Origin of the sequence: Pseudoalteromonas sp. NGC95 (assembly GCF_015864705.1) — a bacterium.
Taxonomy (GTDB): Bacteria; Pseudomonadota; Gammaproteobacteria; order Enterobacterales; family Alteromonadaceae; genus Pseudoalteromonas; species Pseudoalteromonas arctica.
This window is the reverse complement of the sequence record NZ_JADYWR010000001.1, coordinates 69,960-96,586: the sequence shown is the minus strand read 5'-3', so window position 1 is coordinate 96,586 and position 26,627 is coordinate 69,960. Positions and strand designations below refer to the sequence as shown.

Annotated in this window: 24 protein-coding genes and 1 tRNA gene; 15 read left to right on the top strand and 10 right to left on the bottom strand. The window is 39.0% G+C overall.

The window, feature by feature from the left end; all coding sequences use genetic code 11:
• Positions 1–8: 8 nt before the first annotated feature.
• Positions 9–1,877, bottom strand: a complete 1,869-nt coding sequence (gss, locus tag I6E70_RS00445; RefSeq protein WP_197187793.1) for a bifunctional glutathionylspermidine amidase/synthase — start codon at positions 1,875–1,877, stop codon at positions 9–11.
• Between the two features lie 330 nt (positions 1,878–2,207).
• Positions 2,208–2,594 carry a hypothetical protein gene (locus I6E70_RS00440; protein ID WP_197187792.1) on the bottom strand — a complete coding sequence of 129 codons (387 nt, stop codon included), beginning with the start codon at positions 2,592–2,594 and terminating at the stop codon, positions 2,208–2,210.
• A 370-nt stretch (positions 2,595–2,964) separates the two neighbouring features.
• Between I6E70_RS00440 and I6E70_RS00435 the strand changes: the two genes are divergently transcribed.
• The 3 genes from I6E70_RS00435 (at position 2,965) to I6E70_RS00425 (ending at position 6,726) form a co-directional block, all read left to right on the top strand.
• The gene (locus I6E70_RS00435; protein WP_010553100.1) at positions 2,965–3,798 is read left to right on the top strand and encodes a mechanosensitive ion channel family protein; all 834 of its coding nucleotides are present in this window, start codon (positions 2,965–2,967) and stop codon (positions 3,796–3,798) included.
• Between the two features lie 241 nt (positions 3,799–4,039).
• On the top strand, positions 4,040–6,112 hold the full coding sequence (locus I6E70_RS00430) for a catalase (protein ID WP_197187791.1): 2,073 nt from the start codon (positions 4,040–4,042) through the stop codon (positions 6,110–6,112).
• A gap of 140 nt (positions 6,113–6,252) precedes the next feature.
• Positions 6,253–6,726 carry a VOC family protein gene (locus I6E70_RS00425; protein WP_197187790.1) on the top strand — a complete coding sequence of 158 codons (474 nt, stop codon included), beginning with the start codon at positions 6,253–6,255 and terminating at the stop codon, positions 6,724–6,726.
• A 217-nt stretch (positions 6,727–6,943) separates the two neighbouring features.
• Here I6E70_RS00425 and I6E70_RS00420 read toward each other — a convergent pair.
• A tRNA-Leu gene (locus tag I6E70_RS00420) sits at positions 6,944–7,028 on the bottom strand.
• 391 nt (positions 7,029–7,419) lie between these two features.
• Between I6E70_RS00420 and I6E70_RS00415 the strand changes: the two genes are divergently transcribed.
• From I6E70_RS00415 to I6E70_RS00405, 3 genes are all read left to right on the top strand, one after another.
• Positions 7,420–8,409, top strand: a complete 990-nt coding sequence (locus I6E70_RS00415; protein ID WP_197187789.1) for a fatty acid desaturase — start codon at positions 7,420–7,422, stop codon at positions 8,407–8,409.
• A 305-nt stretch (positions 8,410–8,714) separates the two neighbouring features.
• A complete protein-coding gene (locus tag I6E70_RS00410; protein ID WP_197187788.1) occupies positions 8,715–9,128 on the top strand; it encodes a GFA family protein in 414 nt (137 codons plus the stop codon).
• A 111-nt stretch (positions 9,129–9,239) separates the two neighbouring features.
• The gene (locus I6E70_RS00405) at positions 9,240–9,461 is read left to right on the top strand and encodes a hypothetical protein (RefSeq protein WP_024605837.1); all 222 of its coding nucleotides are present in this window, start codon (positions 9,240–9,242) and stop codon (positions 9,459–9,461) included.
• Here the strand turns inward: I6E70_RS00405 and I6E70_RS00400 are convergent.
• Positions 9,450–10,646 carry an MFS transporter gene (locus tag I6E70_RS00400; protein ID WP_197187787.1) on the bottom strand — a complete coding sequence of 399 codons (1,197 nt, stop codon included), beginning with the start codon at positions 10,644–10,646 and terminating at the stop codon, positions 9,450–9,452. The genes I6E70_RS00405 and I6E70_RS00400 overlap by 12 nt on opposite strands.
• Positions 10,647–10,752: 106 nt before the next feature.
• Here I6E70_RS00400 and I6E70_RS00395 point away from each other — a divergent pair, with 106 nt between their 5' ends.
• Positions 10,753–11,544, top strand: a complete 792-nt coding sequence (locus tag I6E70_RS00395) for an AraC family transcriptional regulator (RefSeq protein ID WP_024605835.1) — start codon at positions 10,753–10,755, stop codon at positions 11,542–11,544.
• 36 nt (positions 11,545–11,580) lie between these two features.
• On the opposite strand, the gene I6E70_RS00390 is transcribed toward I6E70_RS00395, so the two are convergent.
• The 3 genes from I6E70_RS00390 to I6E70_RS00380 all read right to left on the bottom strand — a co-directional run bounded on the left by I6E70_RS00390 (position 11,581) and on the right by I6E70_RS00380 (position 15,091).
• A complete protein-coding gene (locus tag I6E70_RS00390; protein WP_197187786.1) occupies positions 11,581–13,641 on the bottom strand; it encodes a TonB-dependent receptor in 2,061 nt (686 codons plus the stop codon).
• Positions 13,642–13,715: 74 nt separating this feature from the next.
• The gene (locus I6E70_RS00385; protein WP_197187785.1) at positions 13,716–14,372 is read right to left on the bottom strand and encodes a YoaK family protein; all 657 of its coding nucleotides are present in this window, start codon (positions 14,370–14,372) and stop codon (positions 13,716–13,718) included.
• Between the two features lie 29 nt (positions 14,373–14,401).
• A complete protein-coding gene (locus I6E70_RS00380) occupies positions 14,402–15,091 on the bottom strand; it encodes a substrate-binding periplasmic protein (RefSeq protein WP_197187784.1) in 690 nt (229 codons plus the stop codon).
• A gap of 123 nt (positions 15,092–15,214) precedes the next feature.
• Between I6E70_RS00380 and I6E70_RS00375 the strand changes: the two genes are divergently transcribed.
• From I6E70_RS00375 to I6E70_RS00365, 3 genes are all read left to right on the top strand, one after another.
• Positions 15,215–15,463, top strand: a complete 249-nt coding sequence (locus tag I6E70_RS00375; RefSeq protein ID WP_007581511.1) for a TIGR03643 family protein — start codon at positions 15,215–15,217, stop codon at positions 15,461–15,463.
• Positions 15,464–15,539: 76 nt separating this feature from the next.
• Entirely contained in the window at positions 15,540–15,902 is a 363-nt protein-coding gene (locus I6E70_RS00370) for a hypothetical protein (protein WP_197173190.1), read from the top strand.
• A 23-nt stretch (positions 15,903–15,925) separates the two neighbouring features.
• Positions 15,926–17,005, top strand: a complete 1,080-nt coding sequence (locus I6E70_RS00365; RefSeq protein ID WP_197187783.1) for an endonuclease/exonuclease/phosphatase family protein — start codon at positions 15,926–15,928, stop codon at positions 17,003–17,005.
• 219 nt (positions 17,006–17,224) lie between these two features.
• Here I6E70_RS00365 and I6E70_RS00360 read toward each other — a convergent pair whose 3' ends face one another.
• The 3 genes from I6E70_RS00360 to I6E70_RS00350 form a co-directional block, all read right to left on the bottom strand.
• A complete protein-coding gene (locus tag I6E70_RS00360) occupies positions 17,225–17,632 on the bottom strand; it encodes a hypothetical protein (protein WP_197187782.1) in 408 nt (135 codons plus the stop codon).
• Positions 17,633–18,406: 774 nt separating this feature from the next.
• Positions 18,407–19,783 carry an NAD-dependent succinate-semialdehyde dehydrogenase gene (locus tag I6E70_RS00355; RefSeq protein WP_169059792.1) on the bottom strand — a complete coding sequence of 459 codons (1,377 nt, stop codon included), beginning with the start codon at positions 19,781–19,783 and terminating at the stop codon, positions 18,407–18,409.
• A gap of 217 nt (positions 19,784–20,000) precedes the next feature.
• The gene (locus tag I6E70_RS00350; protein ID WP_197187781.1) at positions 20,001–20,516 is read right to left on the bottom strand and encodes an NUDIX hydrolase; all 516 of its coding nucleotides are present in this window, start codon (positions 20,514–20,516) and stop codon (positions 20,001–20,003) included.
• 233 nt (positions 20,517–20,749) lie between these two features.
• Here I6E70_RS00350 and I6E70_RS00345 point away from each other — a divergent pair, with 233 nt between their 5' ends.
• The 5 genes from I6E70_RS00345 to I6E70_RS00325 are packed head-to-tail and all read left to right on the top strand — an operon-like array spanning position 20,750 to position 26,277.
• A complete protein-coding gene (locus I6E70_RS00345; RefSeq protein WP_010553131.1) occupies positions 20,750–22,090 on the top strand; it encodes a sigma-54-dependent transcriptional regulator in 1,341 nt (446 codons plus the stop codon).
• A gap of 14 nt (positions 22,091–22,104) precedes the next feature.
• The gene (locus I6E70_RS00340) at positions 22,105–22,314 is read left to right on the top strand and encodes a histidine kinase dimerization/phospho-acceptor domain-containing protein (RefSeq protein WP_007581523.1); all 210 of its coding nucleotides are present in this window, start codon (positions 22,105–22,107) and stop codon (positions 22,312–22,314) included.
• 38 nt (positions 22,315–22,352) lie between these two features.
• A complete protein-coding gene (locus I6E70_RS00335; protein ID WP_197187780.1) occupies positions 22,353–23,837 on the top strand; it encodes a sensor histidine kinase in 1,485 nt (494 codons plus the stop codon).
• Positions 23,838–24,299: a response regulator gene (locus I6E70_RS00330; RefSeq protein WP_007581526.1), complete on the top strand. Its 462-nt coding sequence runs from the start codon at positions 23,838–23,840 to the stop codon at positions 24,297–24,299. It abuts the gene before it with no gap.
• A gap of 10 nt (positions 24,300–24,309) precedes the next feature.
• Complete coding sequence (locus I6E70_RS00325) at positions 24,310–26,277, top strand: response regulator (protein WP_197187779.1); 1,968 nt, start codon at positions 24,310–24,312, stop codon at positions 26,275–26,277.
• Positions 26,278–26,627: the final 350 nt, after the last annotated feature.

The following is a 26,627-nucleotide window of genomic DNA, read 5'->3' as shown; positions in this document are numbered from 1 at the left end:
AGTATTATTTATTTAATACGCAGTGCCATACAATCGCTATGGCCGTTTATGATCATGCTTTTATCAACACGTACGCCACCACCAGAGTATTTTCCGGCGGCTGTAAAACTACATATTTGTACAAAGTAGTCATCTACTTTAGGCAGTGCAAATAGTTGTTGGTATATTTGGTCTTGCTCGGCAAAGTGCCCCATTGTTTTTTCTATAACTTGCTGCTGTTCATCAACAAGTTGAATATTAGCACCACAACGTCCTACTATTGGTTTAACTACATAACCGGTTTGTAATAACTCGTCGTTAAGCTCAAACGCGGTATTAAGTAAATATTTATGATTAGGGAATAAACTCCACAGTATTGGTAAAATAGCCTTGTTACTTGGGATCAATGTCCACAGCGGTTCAAATACCATCACGTTTTTACGCAGCAGTACATCGACTAAGCGTGGCGTTTCACCAATTTTGAATTGTGGTTCAAAGTTATCACCTAATGATTGGTCGGCTTCACATTCTTCACGAATTTGATCAAGTGCGGTTTCCCACGACCACGTTTTCCACACGTAACTCAGTTGTGCGCCATCTGCATCGACTATGTTGCCTGATTCATTCCAGCGAAGTGTGCTTAAGCCAATTATTAACTTACACTCAAAGCCCGCGGCTTCAATGGCTTCTTTCATAAATAATGCGTGATAATGCTCTTCTGGTTCATCATCTTGCAGAATATGAACAAGACCTTTTACTTCACTTTTACGCCATGCTTTTACGAGATCTTTAAATAAATTTTGGCCTGCATCTATACCTGTTTTAACACCAAAGTGTTTTGCCCATTTACCCTGAACTTTGCCGCTCTCCATATAACACGATGCCGAATCGCAATTGTATTCGTAAACTTTTAAACCTGCTGCTGTTAAAGCAAAGTCAAACCGACTGGTAATTAATTGGTTTAAGCGGTTATCCCACGATTGGCGAATTTTATTAATCACAACATCGGGTAAATTAAACTTTTTTAATAACTCAGGGTGCTGCAGTACATAGTCGGTTGCATGCATAAATAAGCCATGCAGCTCATTTGTTGCATGCTCAATGCTTTGCTGCGCCGTTTGAGATATCGCAAAGTAATTATGTTGATCCGCAGCTACTGATGTAAGTTTATGGCCTTGCATCATTTCTACGTAGGCAGCTTCATCGTCATTCGCAATATTTAACCATGACTTGTTTGCTTGGCCTGTATCTACTGCTTTATGGGCTTCTATAATAAATAAATCAGTGTTTAGCTCAGACGTTGGCTCAGCATATTCTGTTTCATCAGTTTGTGTCATCCAGCCTAAAATAGTGGCGTCGCTGTAAGAGCACTCAATCCAATAGTCGCCATCTTTAGTTACTTTTGCTTTTAGTTCACGGCACCAGTTTTGATTTGTTGGCCATATTTGATGTCCTACATTTTGCTCAGCAAGACGTATTTTATCTTTATGCACTTCAACAACGACAGCAACATGGCCTGTTTCTTCAAACTCGCCGCCTTCTTCCCATATAAGTAAGCTACCTACTTGAGGATGATGTTTTGCACCATTTTTAAACGCGTTTAGTGGCAATCTGTTTTGGCTATTTACATCGCGCACTGAACGCAGCTCAAAAATATCGTAAGCCATAGCAATATCATCAAAAATATAGCTATGGTTGAGATACATCCATCGACGTGCAAACTCAACGCATTGCCATTTATAGCCCATATAAATGCCATCAAGGTAACTACGATAGGCGCTACGATTAGGATAAATGCTTTCGTCAGCCGTATCATAATCAGATGAATACACAGCAACATTACCAGGTGCATAACCTAATAAGGTACCAAAATCACTAGCAGGAGCAGAAGATTTCATAAACAAAGATGTTCAAAATAAAGGTGTGATAATTTGCTGACTATATGAGCGAAACTGCGTTATAGCAAGATATAAAATATGTTTTTACGAAGGGGGATAAGTAAAAAATTACTCATTCATTAAAGAGTGAAAATACGGGAGAGTACTTTTACTAATAGTGTTAGGTTTGGTGCTTTTTGACTTGTAACTGTTTGAAAGTTATTAATATTTTTGAAGTGATTATTACTGTTTAAATCTCAACTAAAAAATGGAGAAGCTATAGGTAACTTCTCCACTTTTATTATTCATATTTAGTGATTTTTATAATATGTAAAGCAGGTTAACGCGCTGCTAAATCATTTCAGCATCTATATGGCGTATTAGGTTTGATACCCAATTAACATATTGGCGGTGAATTTTTTTGCCGTTGTAGTTTAAGTTAATAGAGTCTTTATAGTTGATTGAGTATACCGTTTTGTCATACGCAATATCGACAGTTAATTGGTGTGTGCGAATATCCAGTACACCTTTTATTTTACCTTCACTCATAGGCGTACACTTCCAACCAAGCTGAATACATGCCTTTAGAATACCTTTTTCTACGTCAGCTTCACTGTTGGTAATTGTTGATGTTTGCGGAATAGGGTTTTGTTCAAAGTCTCTTACTGCAACAGATGTTGAACAACCAGCAAGTACAGTAAGTGTTGCCGCTGTAAGTAAAATTGAGTACTTTTTCATAATAATCCTTTGTTTTAATTTCATCCAATTGTGTTGTCTCGCCAATATATGCGCGCTTAGGTGAGATTATCGGTAAATTTATAGATGAGTGCCAGCAATAATTAGAAAATTAAAAGAGTTAACCGAGATTTACCTCGGGTATTAGCTTTATTTATGAACTAGTTAAAGTTTAATTATTTAAGCTATAGACCAAGGGTTAAAGCAAAATTATGTGTTGAAAGATTTACGTGAGCGATGACATGTTTTGAGGAAATACTCTTTCGTTATGTTTTAAATTACTCCTATAGTCGTACTTTAGTTAATTTTTTGTTAAACTATTGCGCTTGGTATGGATTGAAGTCAGTTAAAAGTTTTTAAAACAGGAAAAACAATGGAAGACATAATAAACAACATTGATATTAATCAATATTTACCCGCTGCAATTACGTGGGCAACCAACATATTACTGGCGATTGCAATTTTACTTGCGGGCTTATGGTTGGCAGGCAAAGTACGCAATTTAATTATTGGCTTGTGTCATAAATACACTCATCTTGATGACACGCTTTTTCGCTTTTTAGGCAGCATGGCTCGCTACATCATATTAGCGTTCGTTATTATTGCTGTATTAAATCGCTTTGGTGTACAAACAGCCTCTATTATTGCTTTGCTAGGTGCTGCGGGGCTTGCTATAGGCTTGGCGTTACAAGGTGCAATGTCGAACCTTGCAGCGGGCGTTATGTTGCTTGTTTTCAGACCTTATAAAGTGAATGACTTTATTGAGGCAGCAGGGCGTTTTGGTAAAGTAACAGAAGTAGATATGTTTACTACTATTTTACAAACATTCGATAACCAACAGGTTATTATTCCAAATAGTCAAATTTGGGGCGCGCAAATTATAAACCATTCACATCATCCAATTCGTGGTGTGGATATGCATTTTGGTGTTGCTTACGGTGAAGATACAACGGCTGTACGTAAAGTTATAGATGCCGTACTTGCAGCGCACCCACACATACTAAAAGATCCAGCTCCTTTTGTTGAAGTAGAAACACTTAACAACAGCTCAGTAGACTTTTTAGTAAGACCTTTTTGTAAGGGCGAGCATTACTTCGATATTCTTTACACTGTGCCAGAGTTAATTAAAAAAGCACTAGATGAAAATAATATTGAAATACCTTTCCCACATCGTAAAGTTATTTTAGTTAACGAAAGCAAAGATTAACTAAATTTAAAATGATTTAAATCTAAGAGCACTTTAAGTGCTCTTTTTTTGTCTGAAAAAGTTACATACCTGTGTAACTTTTTCTTTTATAAACCACCTCAAATACTACATTGTTATCTGTACAGTCCTTTTTTACTAGGTTAGATGGCTGGTCTTTATTTTGCATTTGCATAGTCGCTTTTAGTTTTAAAGCTCATAAAAACTATTGACCCATTAAATCAAACTGTATGAAGGACTAAACATGGCTGAATCATTTAAATACTCAGGTAATAAAGGGCATGGCGGTGAATTGCATCAAAAAGCGTCGGATGAACACCCTACCATGACCACCGCGCAGGGCTGCCCTGTAAGTGACGATCAAAACTCATTACGTGCAGGAAAGCGTGGCCCAGGATTATTAGAAGATCACATAATGCGCGAGAAGATCTTTCACTTTGATCATGAACGCATTCCTGAGCGTGTAGTGCACGCTAGAGGCTATGGTGCACACGGATATTTTGAAACTTACGACACGCTTGAAGATTTAACCTGTGCAGATATTTTTCAGCGAAAAGGTGAAAAAACCCCAGTATTTACTCGTTTCTCTACAGTTGCAGGTAATAAAGGGTCTCCAGATTTAGCACGTGATGTACGTGGTTTTGCGGTGAAATTTTATACTCAAGAAGGAAACTGGGATTTAGTGGGTAACAATATACCGGTATTCTTTATTCAAGATGCTATGAAGTTTCCAGATTTAGTTCATTCAGCTAAAGCCGAGCCAGATCGTGGTTTTCCGCAAGCGCAAACAGCACATGATAACTTTTGGGATTTTGTGAGCTTATCGCCTGAGTCAATGCACATGGTTATGTGGGCAATGTCTGATAGAGCTATTCCGCGCTCTTTACGCTTTATGGAAGGTTTTGGCGTTCATACCTTTAAATTTATTAATGCCAAAGGTGATGAAAAATACGTTAAGTTTCACTGGAAACCAAAAGGCGGCATGCAATCAGTTGTGTGGAACGAGGCGCTTAAATTAAATGGCGCAGACCCTGATTTTCATCGCAGAGATATGTGGGAATCTATTGGTAACGGCGACTTCCCTGAGTGGGAGCTAGGTGTACAGGTGTTTGATCAGCAATTTGCTGATGAATTTGAATTTGATGTATTCGATGCCACCAAGCTTATACCTGAAGAGCAAGTACCAGTGCAAATTGTTGGCCGTATGGTGCTTGACCGTGTTGTAGACAACTTTTTTGCAGAAACAGAGCAAGTAGCATTTTGTACTCAAAACATTGTACCGGGACTCGATTTCACCCCAGATCCATTACTACAAGGGCGTAATTTTTCATACCTTGATACTCAAACAAAACGCCTTGGTGGACCTAACTTTACGCAAATTCCGGTAAATGCGCCTAAGTGCCCAATGAGGCATTTTCAGCAAGATGGGCACATGGCAATGCATAATCCAAAAGGGCGTGTTAATTACGAACCAAACTCATGGAGCGGCGACGAAAACAACCCGCGCGAATGCCCAGTACACGGCTTTAAAAGCTCAAGCGAGCCTGAAGTAAGCGGCGGTGATAAACTGCGTTATCGCTCAGAAACATTCAGCGATCATTACAGTCAAGCCCGTCAATTTTATTTAAGTCAAACAGAGGTAGAGCAGGCGCATATTCAATCTGCGTACGTGTTTGAGCTGTCTAAAGTTGAGCATTTACCAATACGAGAACGTTTGGTATCGCACTTGTTAAATATTGACGAAACCCTCGCAAATAAAGTTGCCGAAGGACTTGGCTTGCAAGAAATGCCAGACCCAGCTGAAGCTGCTATGCCAACACGTAAAGACTTACCTGTATCTGATGCGTTAAGTATTTTGAAAAATGCGCCCAACACCTTCAAAGGCCGTAAATTAGGTATTTTAGTAAGTGATGGCTTTAATGCAGACATCTTTGAATCGGTTACCAATGCACTTAAAAGTGAAGGTGCAAACTTTGAAATTATTGCCCCACAAGTTGGCGGTGCTAAATGCAGTAAAGGTAAGCACTTTAAAGCTGATCAGGTTATTAATGGTGGTCCATCGGTTTTATACGATGCGGTACTTGTACTCACCACCGAAGATGGAGCCGAAAAATTAGCTGCTATTGCAGAAGCTAAAGACTTTGTAAGTGATGCGTATGCACATCTGAAATACATAGGCTTTACAAGTGAGGCTAAGCCATTATTTAAAGCCGCAGGGCTCGATGACAAAGCTGATGATGGCTGGATTGATTTAGCTACCGTATCGGGCGAGGCATTTATAGAGTCATTACGTAATTTACGTTTTTGGCAGCGCTAAGTATTTATTAGAGCTATTATTTAATTTATATATTGTTTTAAGGTCAGTCAATCTGACCTTTATTTAAAAACTTTAGTGCTTATTACAGACAGCATTTAAATCAGTTTTAATAACATGGATTCAACAGCGAGGTGATCACTATGTCAGTTTCGGCAATACCAAAAGGGTTTCATTCAGTTACACCTTATTTAATTATGAATGACGCACAAAAAGCGATAGATTTTTATTGTGATGCATTTAGTGCTGAACACGTAATGCAAATGCCTTTACCTGATGGTGGAATAGCCCATGCAGAAATAATAATTGGTGATTCGCATATTATGCTTTCAGATATTGGTTCTGAAGAACATTTAAAAAGCCCAAAAGAACTAGGTGGTACAGCGCTAAGCCTTATGCTTTATGTTGAAGATGTTGATACCGTATTTAAAAAAGCAATTGAGCTTGGTGCAACACTAATAAGACCCGTACATGATCAGTTTTATGGTGATAGGACCGGCACACTACAAGACCCATTTGGTCATATATGGATCATTGGTACACACAAAGAAGATGTTAGTGACGAAGAGTTAAATAATCGAATAGGGAATATAACAAATCAAGAGCAAGACGCATAACTAGCATGCTAATTAGATTTATGTACCTTCCTAATTACGTTGACGGCTTTAATGAAAGGCTTGTAGCTTTTGCTTCAACTCATCTAGGTTTTATCTTGTTATCGAAACCGTTTTCTGCCTAAACGTAGCTCACTTAGTAAAGCGAATTAGTATAAATTACTAGTTAAATTTTAGGCATAAAAAAACCTCAGCCAATAATTAGCTGAGGTTCAAAAAGTGGTACCAGCGGCCGGACTCGAACCGGCACTCCTTTCGGAAGGGGATTTTGAATCCCCCATGTCTACCAATTTCATCACGCTGGCATAATTTTTCTTTAATCTTTTAAGCATAAAAAGATAAAGAAAAACCACTTAAAATAAAAAGGATACTTATATACCTCTTATTCTGTATCTGCATTATACAAACAAAAGAGGGGGCGGCAAGCCTTTTCTTTTATTTGCATAAACAACTGGTTGATAATTAATCGCTTATAGCAAGGAGACTCCATCGGTAAATTTTTTAAGTCTTTTTGGGCTGATATATAAAGCGAATATTTTGGGTTATGAGTGCTATTAAATTGTTATGCGATTGAATAAATAAGCAATTGGACTATTGATAATAGTTAATCGTATTACAATAATTATTCCTGCTTTATCCCGATGTTGCGCTTAATTCAGGTATTATTTGTACAACAAGGTTTTTAAGACATTACATATGACTCAATTAAGTGCCAAACAGAACATTCAATCGATTGTTAAAGCAATTAAGGCAGAGGAAGCATCACTTCGTCAAAAGCACCCGTTACTTGCACATCAAAATACCTTAGGGTTAATTATTTTATTGCTATCGCTTAGCGCACTAATTGGTGTTGGTGTTTTATATTATTTAGCCATCATACCTGCTTGGGTATGCATAGTACTAGCGGCTATTGCTGCATCTATTTCCCATGAGTTAGAGCACGACCTTATACATAAACAATACTTTAGTAATCAGCCGTTCATGCATAATTTTATGATGCTAACAGTATGGTTAATGCGGCCAAATACTATTAGCCCATGGTACCGACGTAAAATGCATTTACACCATCACAAAACCTCAGGCACACAACAAGACCTAGAAGAACGCTTGGTGGGAAACGGTATTAAAAATCCATTTTTACGCGCGCTAGTTATTGTAGATGGCTTATTAGGGTTAGTTATTTCTACTAAACGTTTTAGAAAAGAAATTAATGGCTTTAGTTTTTCGAGTGTTTTTAATGCGGGATTTCCGATAGCGACTGCGTATTTCGCTATTTTATATAGCGTTATTTTATTTCATATTGTTGATTTATTTATACCACTTTCGCTAACTTCACCTAGCTGGTTGTTAAGTACAATGAATGTGTTTGAATTTTTAATGGTCGTACTTATTGTGCCTAATATTATTCGCTCAAGCTCGCTTAATTTTGTTACCTCAAGCATGCATTACTATGGCGGCGTTAATAATATGCTTGAACAAACACATGTACTAACGAGCCGTTTATTTATGCCGTTTCACTTGTTTTGTTTTAACTTTGGTAAAACGCATACTATCCATCATTTTGTGCCAAATCAGCCGTTTTATTTACGTCAAATGCTAAGTGAAAAAATACTTAAAGTAATGGCGCAACACAACGTGCGCTTTAACGATTTTGACAGTATTAAAAATGCGAATGCTTTTAAATAATTACCCCCAACATAAGGGGAGGTTCTACATTGCTATTCTTATTTTATGATCTAAACACATATAAAAAATAATTTAGACGCACCACGTTACGCTATTAGCTTAACGTGGTATTGCTGTTTTATTTAAAACATCGCATCATGTTTGTAGCACTTGCTCAACTTTGAAAAAATCACTCTAAAGAATTAAACATCTAGCCGAGCATACAAATGAACCGGTGAGCAATTTTTTATATTTTAAAAATAATGAATCGATACTGCCGGTCTTATATCTCGATTCAATCTTCATAAGCATTAAGGATTTAAATAATGGAAATTACTGGAAGCTGTTACTGTGGTGAAATTAAATACCAAGCAAAGTCTCAAAATAACAATGCACTTGTTTGCCATTGTAGCGATTGCCAACGTATGTCGAGCGGCCCATTTAGAGCCGTTATAATTGCAGAGCTAAATTCGGTAGTATTTACCCAAGGTGAGCCAAAAGAGTTTGTTAAAACAGCGCAAAGCGGTAACAAGCGTGCGCAAGGTTTTTGTGGCACATGTGGAACAACACTTTATGCAACTAACGAAGCTAAAGCTGACCGCGTATATGGCTTGCGTATTGGTGCGGTTGATCAGCGTGAACAGTTTACGCCAACAGCACAAATTTGGGCTAAATCAACATTGAGCTGGTTGAGCGGCTTACACGAAGTACCTGCGTTTGATACAACCCCACAAAACTAGTTAGTTGGAGTTATTAGTAATACTGATCAAAAATCACTTTTTTAGTAAGCGGTTTGAAATTTATTTAACCAAATGACTGTCTACTTATAAGTCAGTCATTTGGAGAATAATATGTGTAGTTCACCTAAAAGCAGCCGAGCAGTTAAAAAAACAGCCATTAGTTTTAATGATGAGCTTACTCAAGAACAGCGTTTACGTTTTGCTGCAAAGGCTAATTTAGCACAAGAGCGCCGTGAACAGCGCGAAGCAACGAATAAACGCTACGAGCAAAAGCACGCGAGTAGTAAACCTTCATCTGGTTTATTTTCGTGGTTACAGCAACTAGTTAGCTGATTTAGCTAAAGTAGTGTTTTTACCACTGCCTAAACCACATAATGCACACAGTACTCCGGCAATAGCGCACAGCCATAATGGCGCACTCCAACTTCCCGTAGTCGTGTGTAATGCACCAGCTAGCATAGGACCAATAGCCGCGAGTAAATAACCTACGCTTTGCGACATACCTGAAAGCGATGCTGCTTGTTGCGAATCATCGGTTCGTAAACTAATAAACGACAACCCCAGTATAAAACATGCACCAGAGCAAAAACCCAGCATTAAGGTCCACACAAAGGCATAGTTAGGTATGTAAAGCAGCCCCAATGCACTGAGTGCACTCAACATGGCTAAAATAAAGCTAAGCGCGCTTTGATCTTTTAATTTGGCAAGTAACGGAATTAATATTAAACCCGGTAATGCAGTCGCTATTTGAAAAGCCCCATGATAAGCACCTGCTTGCGTGGCACTTTGGCCGGTTTCGATTAATATGCTGGGTAACCACGTAATAATTATATAATTTAAAAATGAGTTTAAGCCTAGCAGTAGGGTAATTTGCCATGCTAGTAAATAACGCCATACACTTTTTGAACTGTTAACGTGCTGAGCAATTTTCGCGGGTTTAGTATGTTTACTTAATTGCGACATCCACACAATAATACTCGCCAGAGTGATAATAGCTGATGAACCCAGCGCAAGTTGCCATCCTAATCCGTTTAGTTGGCTCAGCGGGAATACCAAAGCAGAAAACCCGCCCGATACCACGCCCATCGTAAGCACGTAGGCTGAGGTCATTAACGCGACCTTTGCAGGAAAGTCGCGCTTAATTAAACTTGGTAATAATACGTTTGCAATGGCAATGCCCACACCAATAATAGCGGTACCCACAAACAGCATGGTTGAGGTATTTATTACCCGTGCTGCAACCCCAGCAAGTATAAATAATAAAGCGACAAATAAGGTGCGCTCTAAACCTTGTTTTTTAGCAAGAGTTGCGGCCATTGGCGATACAACCGCAAAGGCAATGAGTGGCAACGTTGTTAAAAAACCGGCTTGTGATGCGCTAAGCCCAAAGTGATTAATAATTTGTTCAAGCACAGGTGCAATACCTGTAAATGTGGCGCGTAAATTTGCGGCAATAAGTAATATGCCAAGCACAAGTAATATGCCAGCAAAGCGTGATTTAGGTGTGTTATTTAACAAAAGGGAAGACCATTAAAGCTAATACTTAATGGGCGCTAGTATAAAGGCTTAGCAAAAACTATAATTTAGAGATAATGACATTAAATAACTAAAAACAGACAAAACTATGTTTGATGCAATCGGTTGGGACGACATTAAAAATTTTGAAACTATGGCGCAGCCCATAATAGCCAAAATAGAGCACGCGCATGCAAGTCACGAAATACCATTGCACACTCATCCTAAAGGGCAGTTAATTTTAGCCCTGCATGGTTATGTAACCTGTGAAGTGTCGGCCAAAATGTGGATGGTGCCCACGCACAGTGCAATTTGGATCCCAGCACAAAAGGTGCATAGCAATAGGGCGTCTGATAACGCGCAGCTTTGTCATTTATTTATTGATAGTAGTAAAAACGGTATGCCGCTAAATACTTGTACTTTAGCCATTACGCCGCTGGTTAAAGAGCTAATGTGCGAGTTGGCTGCGCATAATCAGCACTATACTTTAAATAGTAAAACAGCGCGTTTAGCGCAGGTGTTATTTGATCAACTTATTGAAATGCCCGTACAGCCACTGGATTTTGTATTATCTAAAAATGAGGTAATTCAAACTATGAGCGATCAGCTTATAAACAAGCCAAATAACCGAAAAACACTACCACAATGGGCTAAGCAGTTTGCATTAACTGAGCGCACATTAGCGCGGTTAATTAAAAAAGAAACAGGCATGACATTTGGAAAATGGCGTACGCAATTGCATATAATTACAGCCTTAAAAGCGCTTTCTGATAAGCAAAGTGTGCAGCAGGTGTCGGAGTTGTTAGGGTATGAGTCGGTGAGTGCATTTATTACTATGTTTAAAAAGGTAATGAAAAAGTCGCCCATGAAATACATGAGCGACTTAAATCAGTTAAATTAGCTTAGTCTTTAAATAAGCTTAGCCCTTAAATAAGCACTACCACGTGTAAGTTGCCGAAAGCATCGCGTTACGAGGCCTACCCGGGAAGTATCTGTCGCCGGTAAAACTGGTGTAATCGGCCCGCTCCGCATAAGCCTCATTAGTTAAATTAATAATGCGGGCAAGCACTTCAAGGTTATTAGTAACTTGCCACTGAGCGCGTAGGCTTAAAACATCATGCCCTTGGTATTTATTTAAGTTTTCTGGGTCGGTGTAGTAGTTACCAACGCGATGCCATTGCAAAGCAAGTTGCGTATTGCTGAGTGCTTGCCATGTTAAATCAAGATTAGCAATATTACGCGGCGCGGTATCTATGTCGTTGCCGTTTATATTTAAACCGTTAAGTACTTGGTTGTTAGTATAAGTATGCTTTGCGTGAGTGCCAGCAAAGTTAAGCGCAAGCGACTTGGTGAGCTGGTAGTCAAGCTCAAGCTCAATACCACGATGGCGAGAGCTGCCATTATTTACCGTAAAAAAGTCACTATCGCGGTAAATCGTATTGTGTTTACTCATAGCGTAAAGTGACACACCATAACGTAGCTTTTCGTAAATCCCTTTAATACCTAGTTCTGCGTTATTGGCTATTTCGGCGCTTAAATTTGCAGTGGTTTGCTCGCGTTGTAATTGGTAGAGCTCAGCCGCTTGTGGCGCTCTGTAACCACGAGAAAAGTTTGCATAAAGCGTGTTATTTGTATTGTACTGATAACTAACCCCAAGCTTTGGCGATAGATTACTAAAACTATTTTTTCCACTTTCAGGGCGGCTGTATCGGCAGCCACCAAAGCCGCATTCTGTTCCATCGTCTTTTGTTCTGCCTGCTAGCATATTATTGGTGTAGTCGTACTGCATATGCTCGTAGCGCACACCTGCGGTAAGTAACCACTTATTTAATTGCCAATCAACCGATGCAAAAGGGGCATAAAGCGTGGCGTTTACATCGTAATCGTAATGCTTACCTTGGGGTACTGTAGCAACTAAAAATGCAGAACCTTGAGTGGGCTCGTTTTGGCTTTGAGTAAAGTCGGCTTGCGTGTATTCGCCATCAAGCCCTAGGTTTACTTTTACATTACGTTGTAAATTATGTTGATAAAGCGATTGCACACCAAAGCCGGTTTGGCTGTTTTTTTCAAGCGGTGTGCCGGGTAAAAAGTGCTTAAAAAAGTCCATGCTTTGGTCGCGAAAATATAACGTAGTAGAGAGCACATCATCGTTATTTAATTGCCATGTTGCATTGCTCCATGCTCTAAATGCACGTGCTTTTCTAAATGCGTCTGGGTCAAAGTTTTTTTGCGAGAGGTCTTCGTTTTTATAGCTTTCAAAGCCCGTAATAAATCCCGCAGTTTGCTGATCTAGGTTTGTGTAAGTAAGCCCAGAGGTAAGTAATAAATTATTATTTGAATAGCGATGGCGAATATTTACTTTTTGTTGCTCTACGCTTTCGTCGTCGCGGTAACCGCTATCGTCGGTAACACTTGCGTTAATGCCTATGCCGCTGTTGCCGTAATCTTGTCCTGCACGTAATTTGTAGCGAGTATAACCGTACGAACCATAATCTAAACCAACTAAACCACCGCCTTGAGTAGTGTCGGGCGTTATTACATTAATAACACCATGCACAGCATTTGAGCCATAAAGTGCAGAGCCAGGGCCTTTTAGCACTTCAATGCGCTGCGCCATTTCGCTGTGCGCCTCAAATAGCTCGTTTATATTACAAAACCCAGCGGCTCTCAGTGGTATGCCATCTTCTAAGGTTAATATGCCACCACAAGCGCCTGCGCCCGAAAGCACTTGTGAGCGAAGCGCGGGTAAATACTCTTGGCCATTTCCGCGTTGAATATTAGCACCCGCTACACGTTGCAGAGCTTCTTCAATATGGGTAGGCGCTATGCTATTTAGCTGCGCTTCGCTGAGTGTACTTATTGATAAAGGCAGTGGGGTCGACAGCGCTTCAATACGTGATGCCGTAGTTGTTATGGTTTCTATTGCATCATTATTTTGATTATCGGCAAACGCAGTGTGGCTAAAGGGTAATATCAGCGGCAAAAAATAAGGTTTCATACATTCCTTGAAAGTAATCTATATTGCATTACCTCTATAATATGCGGTTTTAATGTGCTTTTAAACTCGTTGCGTTAAAGCGTACGTAACCTATAAACCCGATACGTAATTGATAAAACAAAACAAGCCACAGCAGGAAACACCAAAGCCAGCACTAAGTAATGCTTAAATAAAACGTAGCCGGTTATACCGCCTAGTAAAAAGCCTGCAATAATGAGTAAAAACATAACGCCTTTACGGGTATCAAATTGCTCACCTTTAAGCGCTTTACCTAGCATTAAACCAAGATCAGTAAAAATACCGGTTAAATGTGTGGTACGTATAACAGCACCACTATAATTAGTGGCTAGCGCATTTTGTAGCCCACACGCAGCAGACGTTAAAACAATGCCGTAAACGAATGTGTTTTTGAGTAAATAAGCACTCGCAAGTAGTAGCAACCCTTCAATAAAAAGCAAAGTGTCGTAATGACGACCAAGTTTTAATGAGCCACCAGAGAGCAAAAAGCCCGACAGCGCAGAGCCCAACATAAAGCTGATAATTATTGAAAGTAGCAATAAGGCAGTGCTGGGGTTAGTTATTACTTTAATACCAAGTAAAGTAACAGAGCCAGATACATGCGAAATAGCCTGGTGCTCAAATCCTAATAAGCCTACCGCGTTAACCACACCTGCTATAAATGCCAGTGTAAACGCGCCATATTCAACCCATTTTGGTAGTTTTGTAAACATTGGTTATCTCTTAACGTGTGCAGAGTTAATTATTGAGCTTGTGCTTTAAAACGCTTTATTTGTTCATCAACTAATTTTGTATCTATTACGCCACGCTTAAAAGCAATGTAAGTAGGAAATGTAAACTCATTTAATTGCCGAGCATAAATGTTTTTATATTCTTTTGAGTACCACATACCTGCTTCATAATTAGTTATCGCGTATTCAACACGTTTTTTTTCTAGTAGCTCAAAAGTGTCTTTAGTTGAAAGTGAGCGAAGTAAATTACTCTCATCAAGGTTGTACTTTGTAGCAATAACCTCAGGCAAAGCAACACCGCGCAGCATCGCTATTGGGGCATTAAATAAATCGTCAGTAAGCAATTTATCTTTGTTTAAAGTAAATAAACCATACTTAGTAGTATGCAAGGGCACGCTTGTAAAATCTAAATACTTTGCACGTTCCTCTGTATTGGCCAAAGAGAAATAGCAGTCGTAGTAACCCAGCGCCATTTCTTTTTTAACGCGCGCCCATGGCAGATGAATTACGTCAATTTTAAGATTTAAATTACGCTCAATAAACGTTAAATATTCAATATCTAAACCCGTGAACGTATCGTTTTTTTCATCAAATATAGTAAAAGGCGGGTAGTGGGTTGTTACGCAGCGCAGGGTTTTACTTGGCGCTGCAAGTAATAACGAAGGTAAAGTTAAAGCTAAAAACAGAAATATTGCGCGCATAAATATAAATTCGATATCTTTTAAAGTACATAACTTGAACGCCAATTATACAGTTACTGAGCTTAATTGCATTGATCTAAGTATTTTTACCTAGCGTATAAGTTAAAATTTGTGAGATATACCATGTTTAACGCAGAGCAGCAGTCACGCATTATCGAAATGGCGTGGGAAGATAGAACCCCCTACGAGGCTATAGAGCAGCTATACGGATTAAAGTATCCGCAGCTGGTGGTTTTTATGCGAGACAATGTTTCAAAAGGCAGTTTTAAAGTGTGGCGTAAGCGCCATGCAGGTCGTAAAACAAAACATTTAAAATTACGCGATCCCGCCATTATGCGAAGCCACTGTAAAACACAATATAAACAACGTTAAATAGGTGTTAGTTGTTTCATATGATGTTCAGCCGTGTTTGTTAATCTTTAGCTATTAATTATGCTAGAGATTATTTATGAGAGTACTAACATACACAGCACTAATAGCATTGGCTTTATGTTCAATAAGCGCAGACGCAAAACCGCATAAAGATAAGCATGGTCATAAACACGGCCATAAAAAGCATCATTCACACAAGCATAACGACAATGACTACCTTTCTAAAAAAGAGGCAAAGCAGCTAATCCGCGCAGGTTGGACGCCACCAGGGCTAAGTAAAAGCTATCATCGAGGCGACTTTTTAGAACGCGATTTATACAAAAGAGGTAGAGTGATTGAACGCTCTAGAGATAATGGTACAGTGAGTATAGAAATAGACCGTACAGTTATCCATATGGTGCACGATACTCGAGAAATACTTTCAATTTTAAGTCGCTAAATTAACTTTATAAGGATATTAAAATGCTCATTGCGCTGGCTATAATTATTGGCTTTTTTTTACTGGTTACCTTGTTGCCTATGTCGTACAGCCAGCATTACTTAGTGCGTAGCTGCGACTTTGTGCGCTTACAGGTTTTTTATATTGCCAGTTTTGTAGCTGTTACTTCGTTGTTTTTATTATGGCAAAGTAGCGAAATAGGTTATGTTTTTATAGCCTTGACCTCATTACTTATAATGATTTTACAAGGTAAATGGATTTACCCGTATACGTGGCTTGCTAAAAAAGAAGTGCAAAGCGCACCTAAGCATATAGATCATAGTATAAGAATTATGTCGGCAAATGTACTTATGTCGAACCATAAAAGTGAGCAGTTAATTAGCCTTGTTGATGAGCATCAACCCGACCTACTTATTACGCTTGAGAGTGATAGCTGGTGGGAAAATAAATTATCAGTCATTAAAAAAAATTACCCGTATTACATAGAATGCCCTAAAGATAATCGTTACGGCATGCACTTATACAGCAAGTTTAAAATACTCGATGCACAAATATGTGAGCTTATAGAAGAAGATATTCCCTCAATTCATATTTTGTTTGAAAACGATGAAGGCCTACAAATGCAAGGGCACTTTATTCACCCCGCACCACCAAGCCCAACCGAAGAAGATTCATCACGTCCGCGCGACTCAGAGCTAATAATGGTGGCTAAAGCACTTAAAAACCCAACACGACCTACCATAGTTGCCGGAGATTTAAACGACGTAGCATGGTCGCGCAGCACCCGTTTATTTATGCAAATAAGTGGCTTTTTAGACCCTCGAAAAGGCCGTGGTTTTTATAATACCTTTCATGCAGGCTACTTTTTTATGCGTTGGCCGCTGGATCATTTATTTCACAGCGAAGGCTTTAAAGTAAAGCGTATTAAGCGCTTAGCTAAGTATGGCTCTGATCACTTTGCGTTGCTCACTGAGCTTTCTTACGAAAACGCTAATCAGCAATCATTAGAAGATAAATCCGATGAACTTAAGCAAGAAGAAATTCAAGAGCTTGCTATGAATAAGGCAGATAAGCGAAAAGTGCCGAGGTTTGAGGAGAAGTGAGAGCTGCTAGTTCTAGCTATTCGCCAATAAGTCTTAACTTGCACTAGCTCAGACCTTAACTGTCAGGTGTTTGACTAATAATATTTAACCAAACCTGACAGTCTCATAAGTGCCATAAGCGGACGGTGGTAACGCTTTGCTAAGCGGCAAAAAATTGTTGGCTAAAATTAGCGAGGAACGAGCAAAAGCCAACTGTTTTTTGTCCGTTTAAGCAACTTGTTAGTTGCCGATTACTGGCAACCCTTTTGAAATATGTAATACATCAGCTACCCAAGAACCATTTTCTTGGCTTGATAAATAGGTAGATGACGACTGGCTCTTTAAATGTAGAATTTGATGTGACTCATCAGTAAACACAAAACTTATATCTTGCCCTATTAAATCACGCCAGACTTTCCAGTTAGTAGCATCAATAACATGATCAGGTTCATTGTCGTTGAACCTTTCAGATTTAAACCCAATACAATATTGAACTGGTTCGTTACACCAAGAGAAATATAATTTTTCACCAGTTTCAAATTCTAAGTAAATTTCACGATCTATTTCATGAGATTCAGAATCTGACTGTCCCTTCAGCGAACCAAAGTCAATTTCAAATAATTCGTAAATTACACGCTTAAGTTTCATAGGCAACTAACAACTTTATCAGAGGACACTTTCCCTTTTTTAGCGCGAAAACGTCCTTATTTTATGAACTTATACTAATAGCAAATAGTGTAAGCTATTGCCAGCTATAAATATTATAGTTTCTGTAGCTTATATAAACATCTAAAAAAGAGGAAAGTGTCCTCTTATTCTTACTAAGTTAATGACGACTCACCTGAATGACCGCTATTCGCTCATTTTTGTCTGTCAGGTTTCAGGTATTAGCTTCTACATATCAATAGTTAGCTCTGGGTTTAATCGTACTTGGTCTAGCTCTGTTTAAGGATCATATTTGTGATGTTTGCTGTAATAGTCCTGACTATGTTTATGCCTTTAAATACACTGCTTAACAGGTTTGTAAGCGCAATTTAAAATAACGATAAAAGCAGCGTGCTTACGTTTTTATTAAATAAGCTAAATTGTGAAGTTAGTTTTTAAATTATTAAAATTTAATGAAGTAGCATTGGTTAGCTTGTAACTTATTATTTTGAAGGATATTTAATTCTTTAAAGCGCGATGTAAAATCGCCCCTACGAATATATCTAAAACTCGGTACTATCTCCTACTAAAAGCTTGGTACTATCTCTTACTAAAAACTAAGTACTGTCTCCTGAAAACTACTTTCTAAAAGCAATCTTCTAAAAGTTATAAAAAAAGCCTAAAAGTGGTTACCCACTTTTAGGCTTAGTAATTTTGTGTTTTAAACACATATTAAGAATCTGTATTTAAAACACTTGTTTCATTTATGCAGCTAAATTAGCTGGCGATCATAATGCTTTTAACATTAACAAATTCGCGCATACCAAAACCGCCGTGTTCTCTGCCGTAGCCACTGCCTTTAACGCCACCAAATGGTAGGTTAGGTTGTGCTAAACCGTAGCCGTTAATGTTGATCATGCCGGTGTCGAAGTACTTTTTAGCAAGCTCAATGGCTTTTTTCTCATCTTTTGAGAAAATACCACCGCCTAAACCGTAGCGAGAATCGTTGGCGATGCGCATAGCATCGTCGTTATCTTTCGCTTTAATAAGCGAAGCGACAGGGCCAAATAATTCGTCATCGTAGGCCGGCATGCCAGGTGATAGGTTATCAAGTAGCGTTGGTGGGTAGTAGTAACCTGTTTGCGATGGTATTTCGCCACCTGTTACTATGTTTGCACCTGCTTTAACAGATTCCATTACTTGGTCGTGAATGCCGTCGCGTAAATCTTCACGAGCCATTGGGCCTAAGTCTGTGCCATCTGCCATTGGGTCGCCCATTTTCATGGCTTCGAACTGCTCTTTAATTTGTGCTTTAAAGTCATCGTAAAGTGACTCAACCACTACGTAACGTTTAGCTGAAACACACGTTTCGCCGTTATTGATCATGCGACCTGTTACACAGGTTTTAACTGCAAGCTCTAAATCAGCGTCATCGAGTACTAAGTATGCATCGTTGCTACCCAGTTCTAACACTGTTTTTTTAGCGTGTTTACCCGCTTCTGCAGCTACTTTTTTACCTGTGGCATCACTACCCGTAAAGGTTACGCCGCTAATTGCTTTGTGCGCAATGAGTGAGCTGGCGGTTTTACCGTCGATGAGTAAGTTGCTGAAACAGTGCTCTGGGAAACCGGCTTGTTTAAATAGCTCTTCAATTTTTTCAGCCATGCCAAATACGTTACCAGCATGTTTTAATACGGTTGTGTTACCCGCCATTATGTTGGCAGCACTGTAGCGAATTACCTGATAAAGCGGGAAGTTCCACGGTTGAATACCTAACAGTACACCTGTTGGTTGGTAGCTGATAATTGCACGGCCGCCGTCCATATCACGTTCTTCGTCAGCAAGTACTTGTGGACCTTGTTCGGCTGTGTAACGACAAATTCCTGCACATAGTTCAACTTCTTGAAAGCCTTGCTCGTATACTTTACCCATTTCTTCGGTCATGAGTTTTGCGATAGATTCTTTTTGCTCTTCGAAAAGTGAGGCTAACTTATTAAGATATCTCGCACGTTCAGTGAACGACGTTAAGCGCCATTTTAAATATGTTTCGTGAGATTTTTCGATTACCTGTTCTGCTTCTTTTTGAGAAAGTAGCGTGTAGGTTTCAATGGTTTGCTCAGTTGCCGGATTAATCGTTTTAACTGTGTTACTCATTTCTATCTCCTTACAAATTATGTAATGGTGATAGTGCAAAACGAAAGCCAATATCAAAAAAAAGCATTAATTAATCTCAAGCTATTGAAATGTATTATCTATTTTGGTTTTTTTATTCTGCTAATAACTTTTTACTACTATGAATATATTATCCAAAGCAGTAAAAAGTTCTGATTGATGCAAAATTTACAAGATTGACTGCTCATGCTTATTCAACTTATAGAAGTTCTTTAGCAATGCGCTTTAATAGGTAGGTTTCTCGTAAAATGGAGAGTCCTTGTTTTTTACTGTTAGCAAGTGTGCGCTCGTTATGAGCAATTGCATCGTTAATATCAACCCGTTTAGCAGTCATGCCATTTTGCTGCTCATAATGCTCTAACTGTGCTTTGCCAAACTCGTCGGCAATATTACATACAAAGCAATACGATTTGATATGAATAATATCAAAGTCTTCTTTATACCAAGGGCGATACTCTTCATAGAGTCCAAAGGCTTTAACTACACTTATTTGTTGTGCACCGGTTTCTTCGCTTAGTTCGCGAATTAAGCCTTGTTCAATACTTTCGCCTTCATCTACTCCACCACCAGGTAAGCTGTAATCTTCATAGCGGCTTGTATACATTAAAAGTATTTTATTATTTTTAATAACAATGGCGCGAGCTGTTAAACGCGTAAACTGACTACCGTGGTCAATATTAATACCTGAATGAATTAAGGTTTTTAATTGCTGCATTTCGTCTCCTTTTTTAAGCTTTTAATGATAACAGTTGCTACCATTCTATAAATAGAAACGATTTTAATTATTTTTCGTAATTTGTGATCGTTTTTTTTAAGCATACGTAAATATAAGGTTGGTAAAATAAATAGCATTGGATTACTTAGCTATTTAAGTAATTAGATTCTAGGCGTGCCTTTAAATTAATATTTAGGATGCGTAGAATAAGAAAAAAAGCATAGGGATTTATCATGTTAGACATACTTTTAGTAGACGATGACGTTGAATTTAGTGACGTTGTTTGCCACATAGTCGAATTCCTCGGCCACAATATAAGCACCGCCACCAGTTTAAAAGAAGCACATCAATGGTTTGAAAATAATACCTTTGACCATGTGCTACTTGATTTTATGTTACCTGATGGTAGCGGTTTGCACTTACTTGATCATTTAAAAACGATTGGGCAATCTCCAAAAATTACACTTATATCGGGTCATCCTTCAGTTAAAGGCATTTTAGCTGAAATGTGTGAGCCAAATGTAGGGCATTTATTAAAACCATTACAACGCGAAGATTTAGAACTCGTTTTAAATGGCCCTAAAAAAACAGTTAAAAAAGCCAAGTCGAGCGGTATTACACGCCACTTTGGTGGGTTAATTGGTGAGTCTGAGCCAATGCAAAAACTATACAATATGATTGAACGCGTAGCTAAAACAAACGCTAACGTGATGCTTATGGGTGAAAGTGGTGCAGGTAAAGAAGTAGTGGCTCAAGCTATTCATAACGCAAGCCAGTGCGAAGGCCCATTAGTTGCTAGCAACTGTGGCGCACTTTCAAAAGAGTTAATTGGTAGTGAGTTATTTGGCCACGAAAAAGGCGCATTTACAGGCGCAATAGCACGTAAAGAAGGTGTGTTTGAGCAATCAAATAACGGTACTTTGTTTTTAGATGAAGTAACCGAAATGCCAATTGATATGCAGCCAAATTTACTGCGAGTGCTTGAAACTAAAAAAGTAACACGCGTAGGTGGTAACAGAGAAATACCAACCAATTGTCGTGTTATTTCAGCCACTAACCGCTCGCTTACCGATTTAGCGCAAAATAATATTATTCGTGAAGATATTTACTTTAGGTTGGCTGTTTTTCCTATTGATATACCGCCACTTCGCGATAGGAAAGAAGATATTCCTTTATTAGCTAAAGCATTTTTAGATCAACTTAATGATGAAAACGGTACTCCATTTAGTTGGACGCCAGCGCAGCTCAAAGAGTTACAAAGCTATGAATGGCCAGGTAATGTGCGAGAGCTTCGCCACGCTATACACCGTGCATTTATTATGAGCGATCCGCAAACCAGCGATATTACTCTACCTGATAACTTAGAGTCGCCTTTTTCGCGCGTTAATAACCAAGCGGCCGAAAAGCCAGTATCAGCAGGACAGACCATTGAAGAAGTTGAAAAAGAACTTATTCATGCAACGCTCGATAAGGTGCAAGGTAATAAAACGCTTGCTGCACAAATGCTGGGTATTAGCACCAAAACACTTTATAACCGCCTTAATGCATATGGCGGTATTGGCGAATATAAATAGATTTGAGGAAGGGCATGACATCCGATAACCAAACAGAGCAACTAAATAAATTAGTACACGATGCAAGAGCGCCGCTTAATCGTATATCGATGAATGCAGAGCTTATTAAGTTGGTACTTGAAAACGATATGCCAAAAGAAAAAGCGCTAGATGCACTTGATAAAATTATTAACAATTGCCAACAGTGTAGTGAAAGTTTACAAAAAATAACTGACTCTCAATAAATAGTAAGTGTTGTACAAACTCTAATTCGGGAAGCTAAATGAGCAAGCAAAAACAGCAAGGTAAAGCGAATGTTACTTGGGCAGCTTTTATAGTTGTTGTGTTAAGTATTATTGTAGGTAACGCAGTTTTAGCATTGAATACGATTCAAGGTTTAACGCAAACCCAAAAGAGTTTAGATAACACTAATATGCTGACAACGGCAATTGAGCAACTGCATTTATCAATAGTGCAGGCTGAGTCGGGTCAGCGCGGTTATTTATTAACAGAAGAGACTGACTATTTAACGCCTTATTACGATGCTATTGGACAAATTGAAGCTCAAACAGATCATGTTAAGTCACTACACTCTGAGATTGACGGCCAAGCTGAGCGTATTGCTCAGTTGTTAGTACTAGTTGATAGCAAAATTAAAGAGCTGAAGCAAACTGTAAACCTAGCATTGGATGACAAAGAGCGACGTGCAATTTATGTGTTAAATACACATAAAGGTCGGGAGCTTTATAAGCAAATTAGAGAGTATGTTAATGAAATTCAAGACCGTGAATTACTCTTTAAAGTGAGCCATTTTTCAAAGTTAGCGCAAATTAAAAATGAAGCTAAAATCACGTTTGCTATTACAGCAATCACAAGCTTATTACTTATTATTGGTATGTTTGTAATGACACGTCTTAATTTAAGAAATGCAGCTAAGTATCGTTTTGAGCTTGAAAAACAAAACGAGACTTTAGCAACTAAAGTGTCTGAGCGTACGCAAGAATTAACGTTGTATTCTGACGAACTAAGCCGAAGTAATCGAGAGCTTGAAGAGTTTGCTTTTGTAGCGAGCCATGATTTACAAGAACCGCTTAGAAAAATTCAAGCCTTTAGTGACCGTCTAGAAACCATGTTTAAAGATGAGCTTGGTGAAAAAGGGATTGATTACATTGGCCGCATGAAAAATGCAGCGCAACGCATGTCTAACTTAATTAATGACCTATTAGAGTTCTCGCGTATTACTACACGCGGCAAAGACTTCGATGATACAAATTTAAACGAAGTAGTAACCGATATATTAAGTGATTTAGAGATTGCGATAAAAGAGTCAGATGCACAAATTGATGTAGAAGACTTACCGGTTATTCAGGCTGATAAAAGCCAAATGCAGCAGCTGTTTTTAAACTTGTTGTCGAACGCTGTAAAATTTAGGCGCCCAGGTGTAAGTCCACATATAAAAATCAGCTACCAAGATAAAGATATTTTTAGTGAGGATCATAATACCAATTTGAGCTTTCAAGTTATTACTATAGAAGATAACGGTATTGGTTTTTCACAGGACTATGCCGATAAAATATTTGTACCGTTTCAACGTTTGCACGGTCGCTCACAATATAAAGGCACAGGTATTGGCCTTTCTGTATGTAGGCGTATTGTGGAACGTCATGGCGGAACAATTACAGCAAAAAGTAAAGACGGTGAAGGTGCAACCTTCATTATAAAACTACCTGTGGAAGCTGCGCTTTTCACATTGCAAGGAGAGGCTTAAATGCCCTATTCAAAAGTAAAACCTATTACTATTTTAATGGCAGACGATGATGAAGATGATCGTTTGTTAACACAAGATGCCCTTGCCGAAAGCCGTGTACTTAACGAACTTCATTTTGTTGAAGATGGCGTTGAGTTACTTGAATATTTAGAACGTAAAGGTAAGTTTGAAGACAAAACAGTGTCGCCACGACCAGGATTGATATTACTTGATTTAAACATGCCAAGAATGGATGGTCGTGAAGCACTTGAAGCTATAAAAGCAAACCCTAATTTAAAGGGAATTCCGGTTGTTATTTTAACTACGTCTAAGCAAGAAGAAGACATGGTTAAAGGGTATAACTTAGGTGCCGCATCTTATATTACAAAGCCTGTGACGTTTGATGGTTTAGTTGATTTGATGAAAACGCTAGGAAAATACTGGGTAGAGTTTGTAGAGCTACCGACAACATTTAACGATTAATGGAGATTGTATGTTAGATAAAGTGACTCAGTTGCTGCTTGTAGAAGATGATGAAGATGATTACATACTCACCTGCGACTATCTGGACCAATTGGATTCACACACGTTTAACATTCAATGGATAAGTTCCCCAGAGCAGGCAATTGCAACGCTTAGTAAAAACGAGCATGACATTTGCCTGCTTGATTACCGCTTGGGTGCATCTAATGGTTTAGATGTATTAAAAGAAGCGATTGCTAATGGCTTTAGCGGCCCCATAATTATGCTTACCGGGCAGTCAAACGATGAGTTAGACTCGGCAGCGCTTGATGCCGGTGCAGTAGATTATTTAATAAAAACAGAAATGAGTTCGAGCCGCTTTGCGCGCGCTATTCGTTATGCACTTGCTCGTAAAGATGTTGAAGGTGAGCGAGTAGAGCGTTTAAAGGCCGAAGCTGAAAATCGCTCAAAAGACCGCTTTTTAGCTCATTTAAGCCACGAATTACGTACTCCTCTATCGTCTATTTTAGGTTACACCGAACTATTAATGCAGAGCGACTTTAGTCAGCAAGCAGAAAATGAATTGGGTGTTATTTATCGAAACGGTAAACATTTATTGAGCCTGTTAAACGATGTACTCGACTTATCTAAAATAGCCGCCGATAAACTGGAGCTGACCCTAAGCGAAGTTAACCTTGATAGCATGCTTGCCGATGTATACACGCTAATGCGCGTATCGGTGCTAGATAAGGGCCTTACGCTGCGCTTTGAATCTCATCAGCCATTGCCTTTGGTTGCACGACTGGATGCAACAAGAGTTCGCCAAATTTTAATAAACCTAATAAACAATGCAGTTAAATTTACCGATAAAGGCGAAATTGTTGTTAATGCGTGGACGCAATGGGTTGATGATACCGAAATGCTGTTTTTTAGCATTAAAGACTCAGGCATGGGCATTGCCCCTGAAAAACAAGAACTGATATTTAAGCCATTTGAACAAATAGCTGATGTAGAATCACGCTCTGTAGGTGGCGCAGGCTTAGGCTTGGCAATATGTGCTGAATTGTTAGCACGTATGCACGGTGATATTAGTTTGCATTCTGAAATTGGCAAAGGCTCTACGTTTACTATTTCGGTTTACCCAGGTGATATTAGCGAAGTAGAACGACAGGTACTTAATTTTAGTAGTGCGCCGCAACTACAAAGTAAATCGGCTCCATGCAAAGTGCATGGGCGAGTATTAGTAGTTGATGATTTACGTGATTTACGCATGCTAGTTGGTCATATGATCAGTACTTGTGGTGCGCGCGTCGATTATGCCGAACATGGCCAACAAGCGCTTGAAAAAGTGCGTATTGCAGATGCGTATAAAGCGCCTTACGATATTATTTTTATTGATATTCATATGCCTGTAATGGGCGGCAAGGAAGCTACCATAGAGCTTAGAAAAATGGGTTACAAAGGCCCAATAATCGCGCTCACTGCCGCTACTATGAAAGGCATACATGAGGAGCTTGCTGCACTAGGCTTTAACGATGTAATACCAAAACCTGTTGATAGCGCGGCTTTATACCAAAGTTTGCAAGATTATTTGGTAGCGCCAGAGCATGCACCGCAAGCTAAAGATATAAATTGTAGCAATGGCTTAACCGAGAAAAAGCAGCGCTTTTTACTTGTGGAAGACGATCACGATGCAGCGCAAATTACGCAGCTACTTTTAGAAAGTCTAGGCGTTGAAACCGTCATTGCGTCTAGCTGCGCACAATGTTTGCAAATACTTAATCACGACCAGCAATTTAATAAGGTATTGTTAGACATGCATTTACCTGATGGGCGTGGCATTGATTTAGGCCAGCAAGTTAATGAGCGATATCCAGAGCTACGCTTGGTGATTGTAAGTGGCGCAGAGCCAGACCCTAAAGAAATAAAAGATTTAAATATTGACCGAGTTTTACTTAAACCTATTAATTTGAGCTTACTTGAAACGCTTATTAGCTAGGGCCTGTTTATCTTTCGAGGTTAAATTTGCAGCAGTATGTTTGGTATTTAGGCAAGGCAGAGCCTGTGTAGTGTGGTTATTCCCCATAAATAGGCGATAACGTAGCACAAATGCCAAACATGCGCTGCCCGAAGGGTTCTGCCCAGGGGCTATTTACTCTTTGTTGCCTACATGGATTTAGGTAAGGGGCGTGAGCAGGACGCGGAAGCTTTGCTCGGTTTTTACTTATTCTTACATGGATGTAAGTCAGTAGAATAACGCAGGAGCAGTTATCGAGCCCACTAGGTTACAAACCTCGCGCCGCGATTAAATAGCCCCTAGATTGAACAAATTTTAATCCTGAAAGGTCA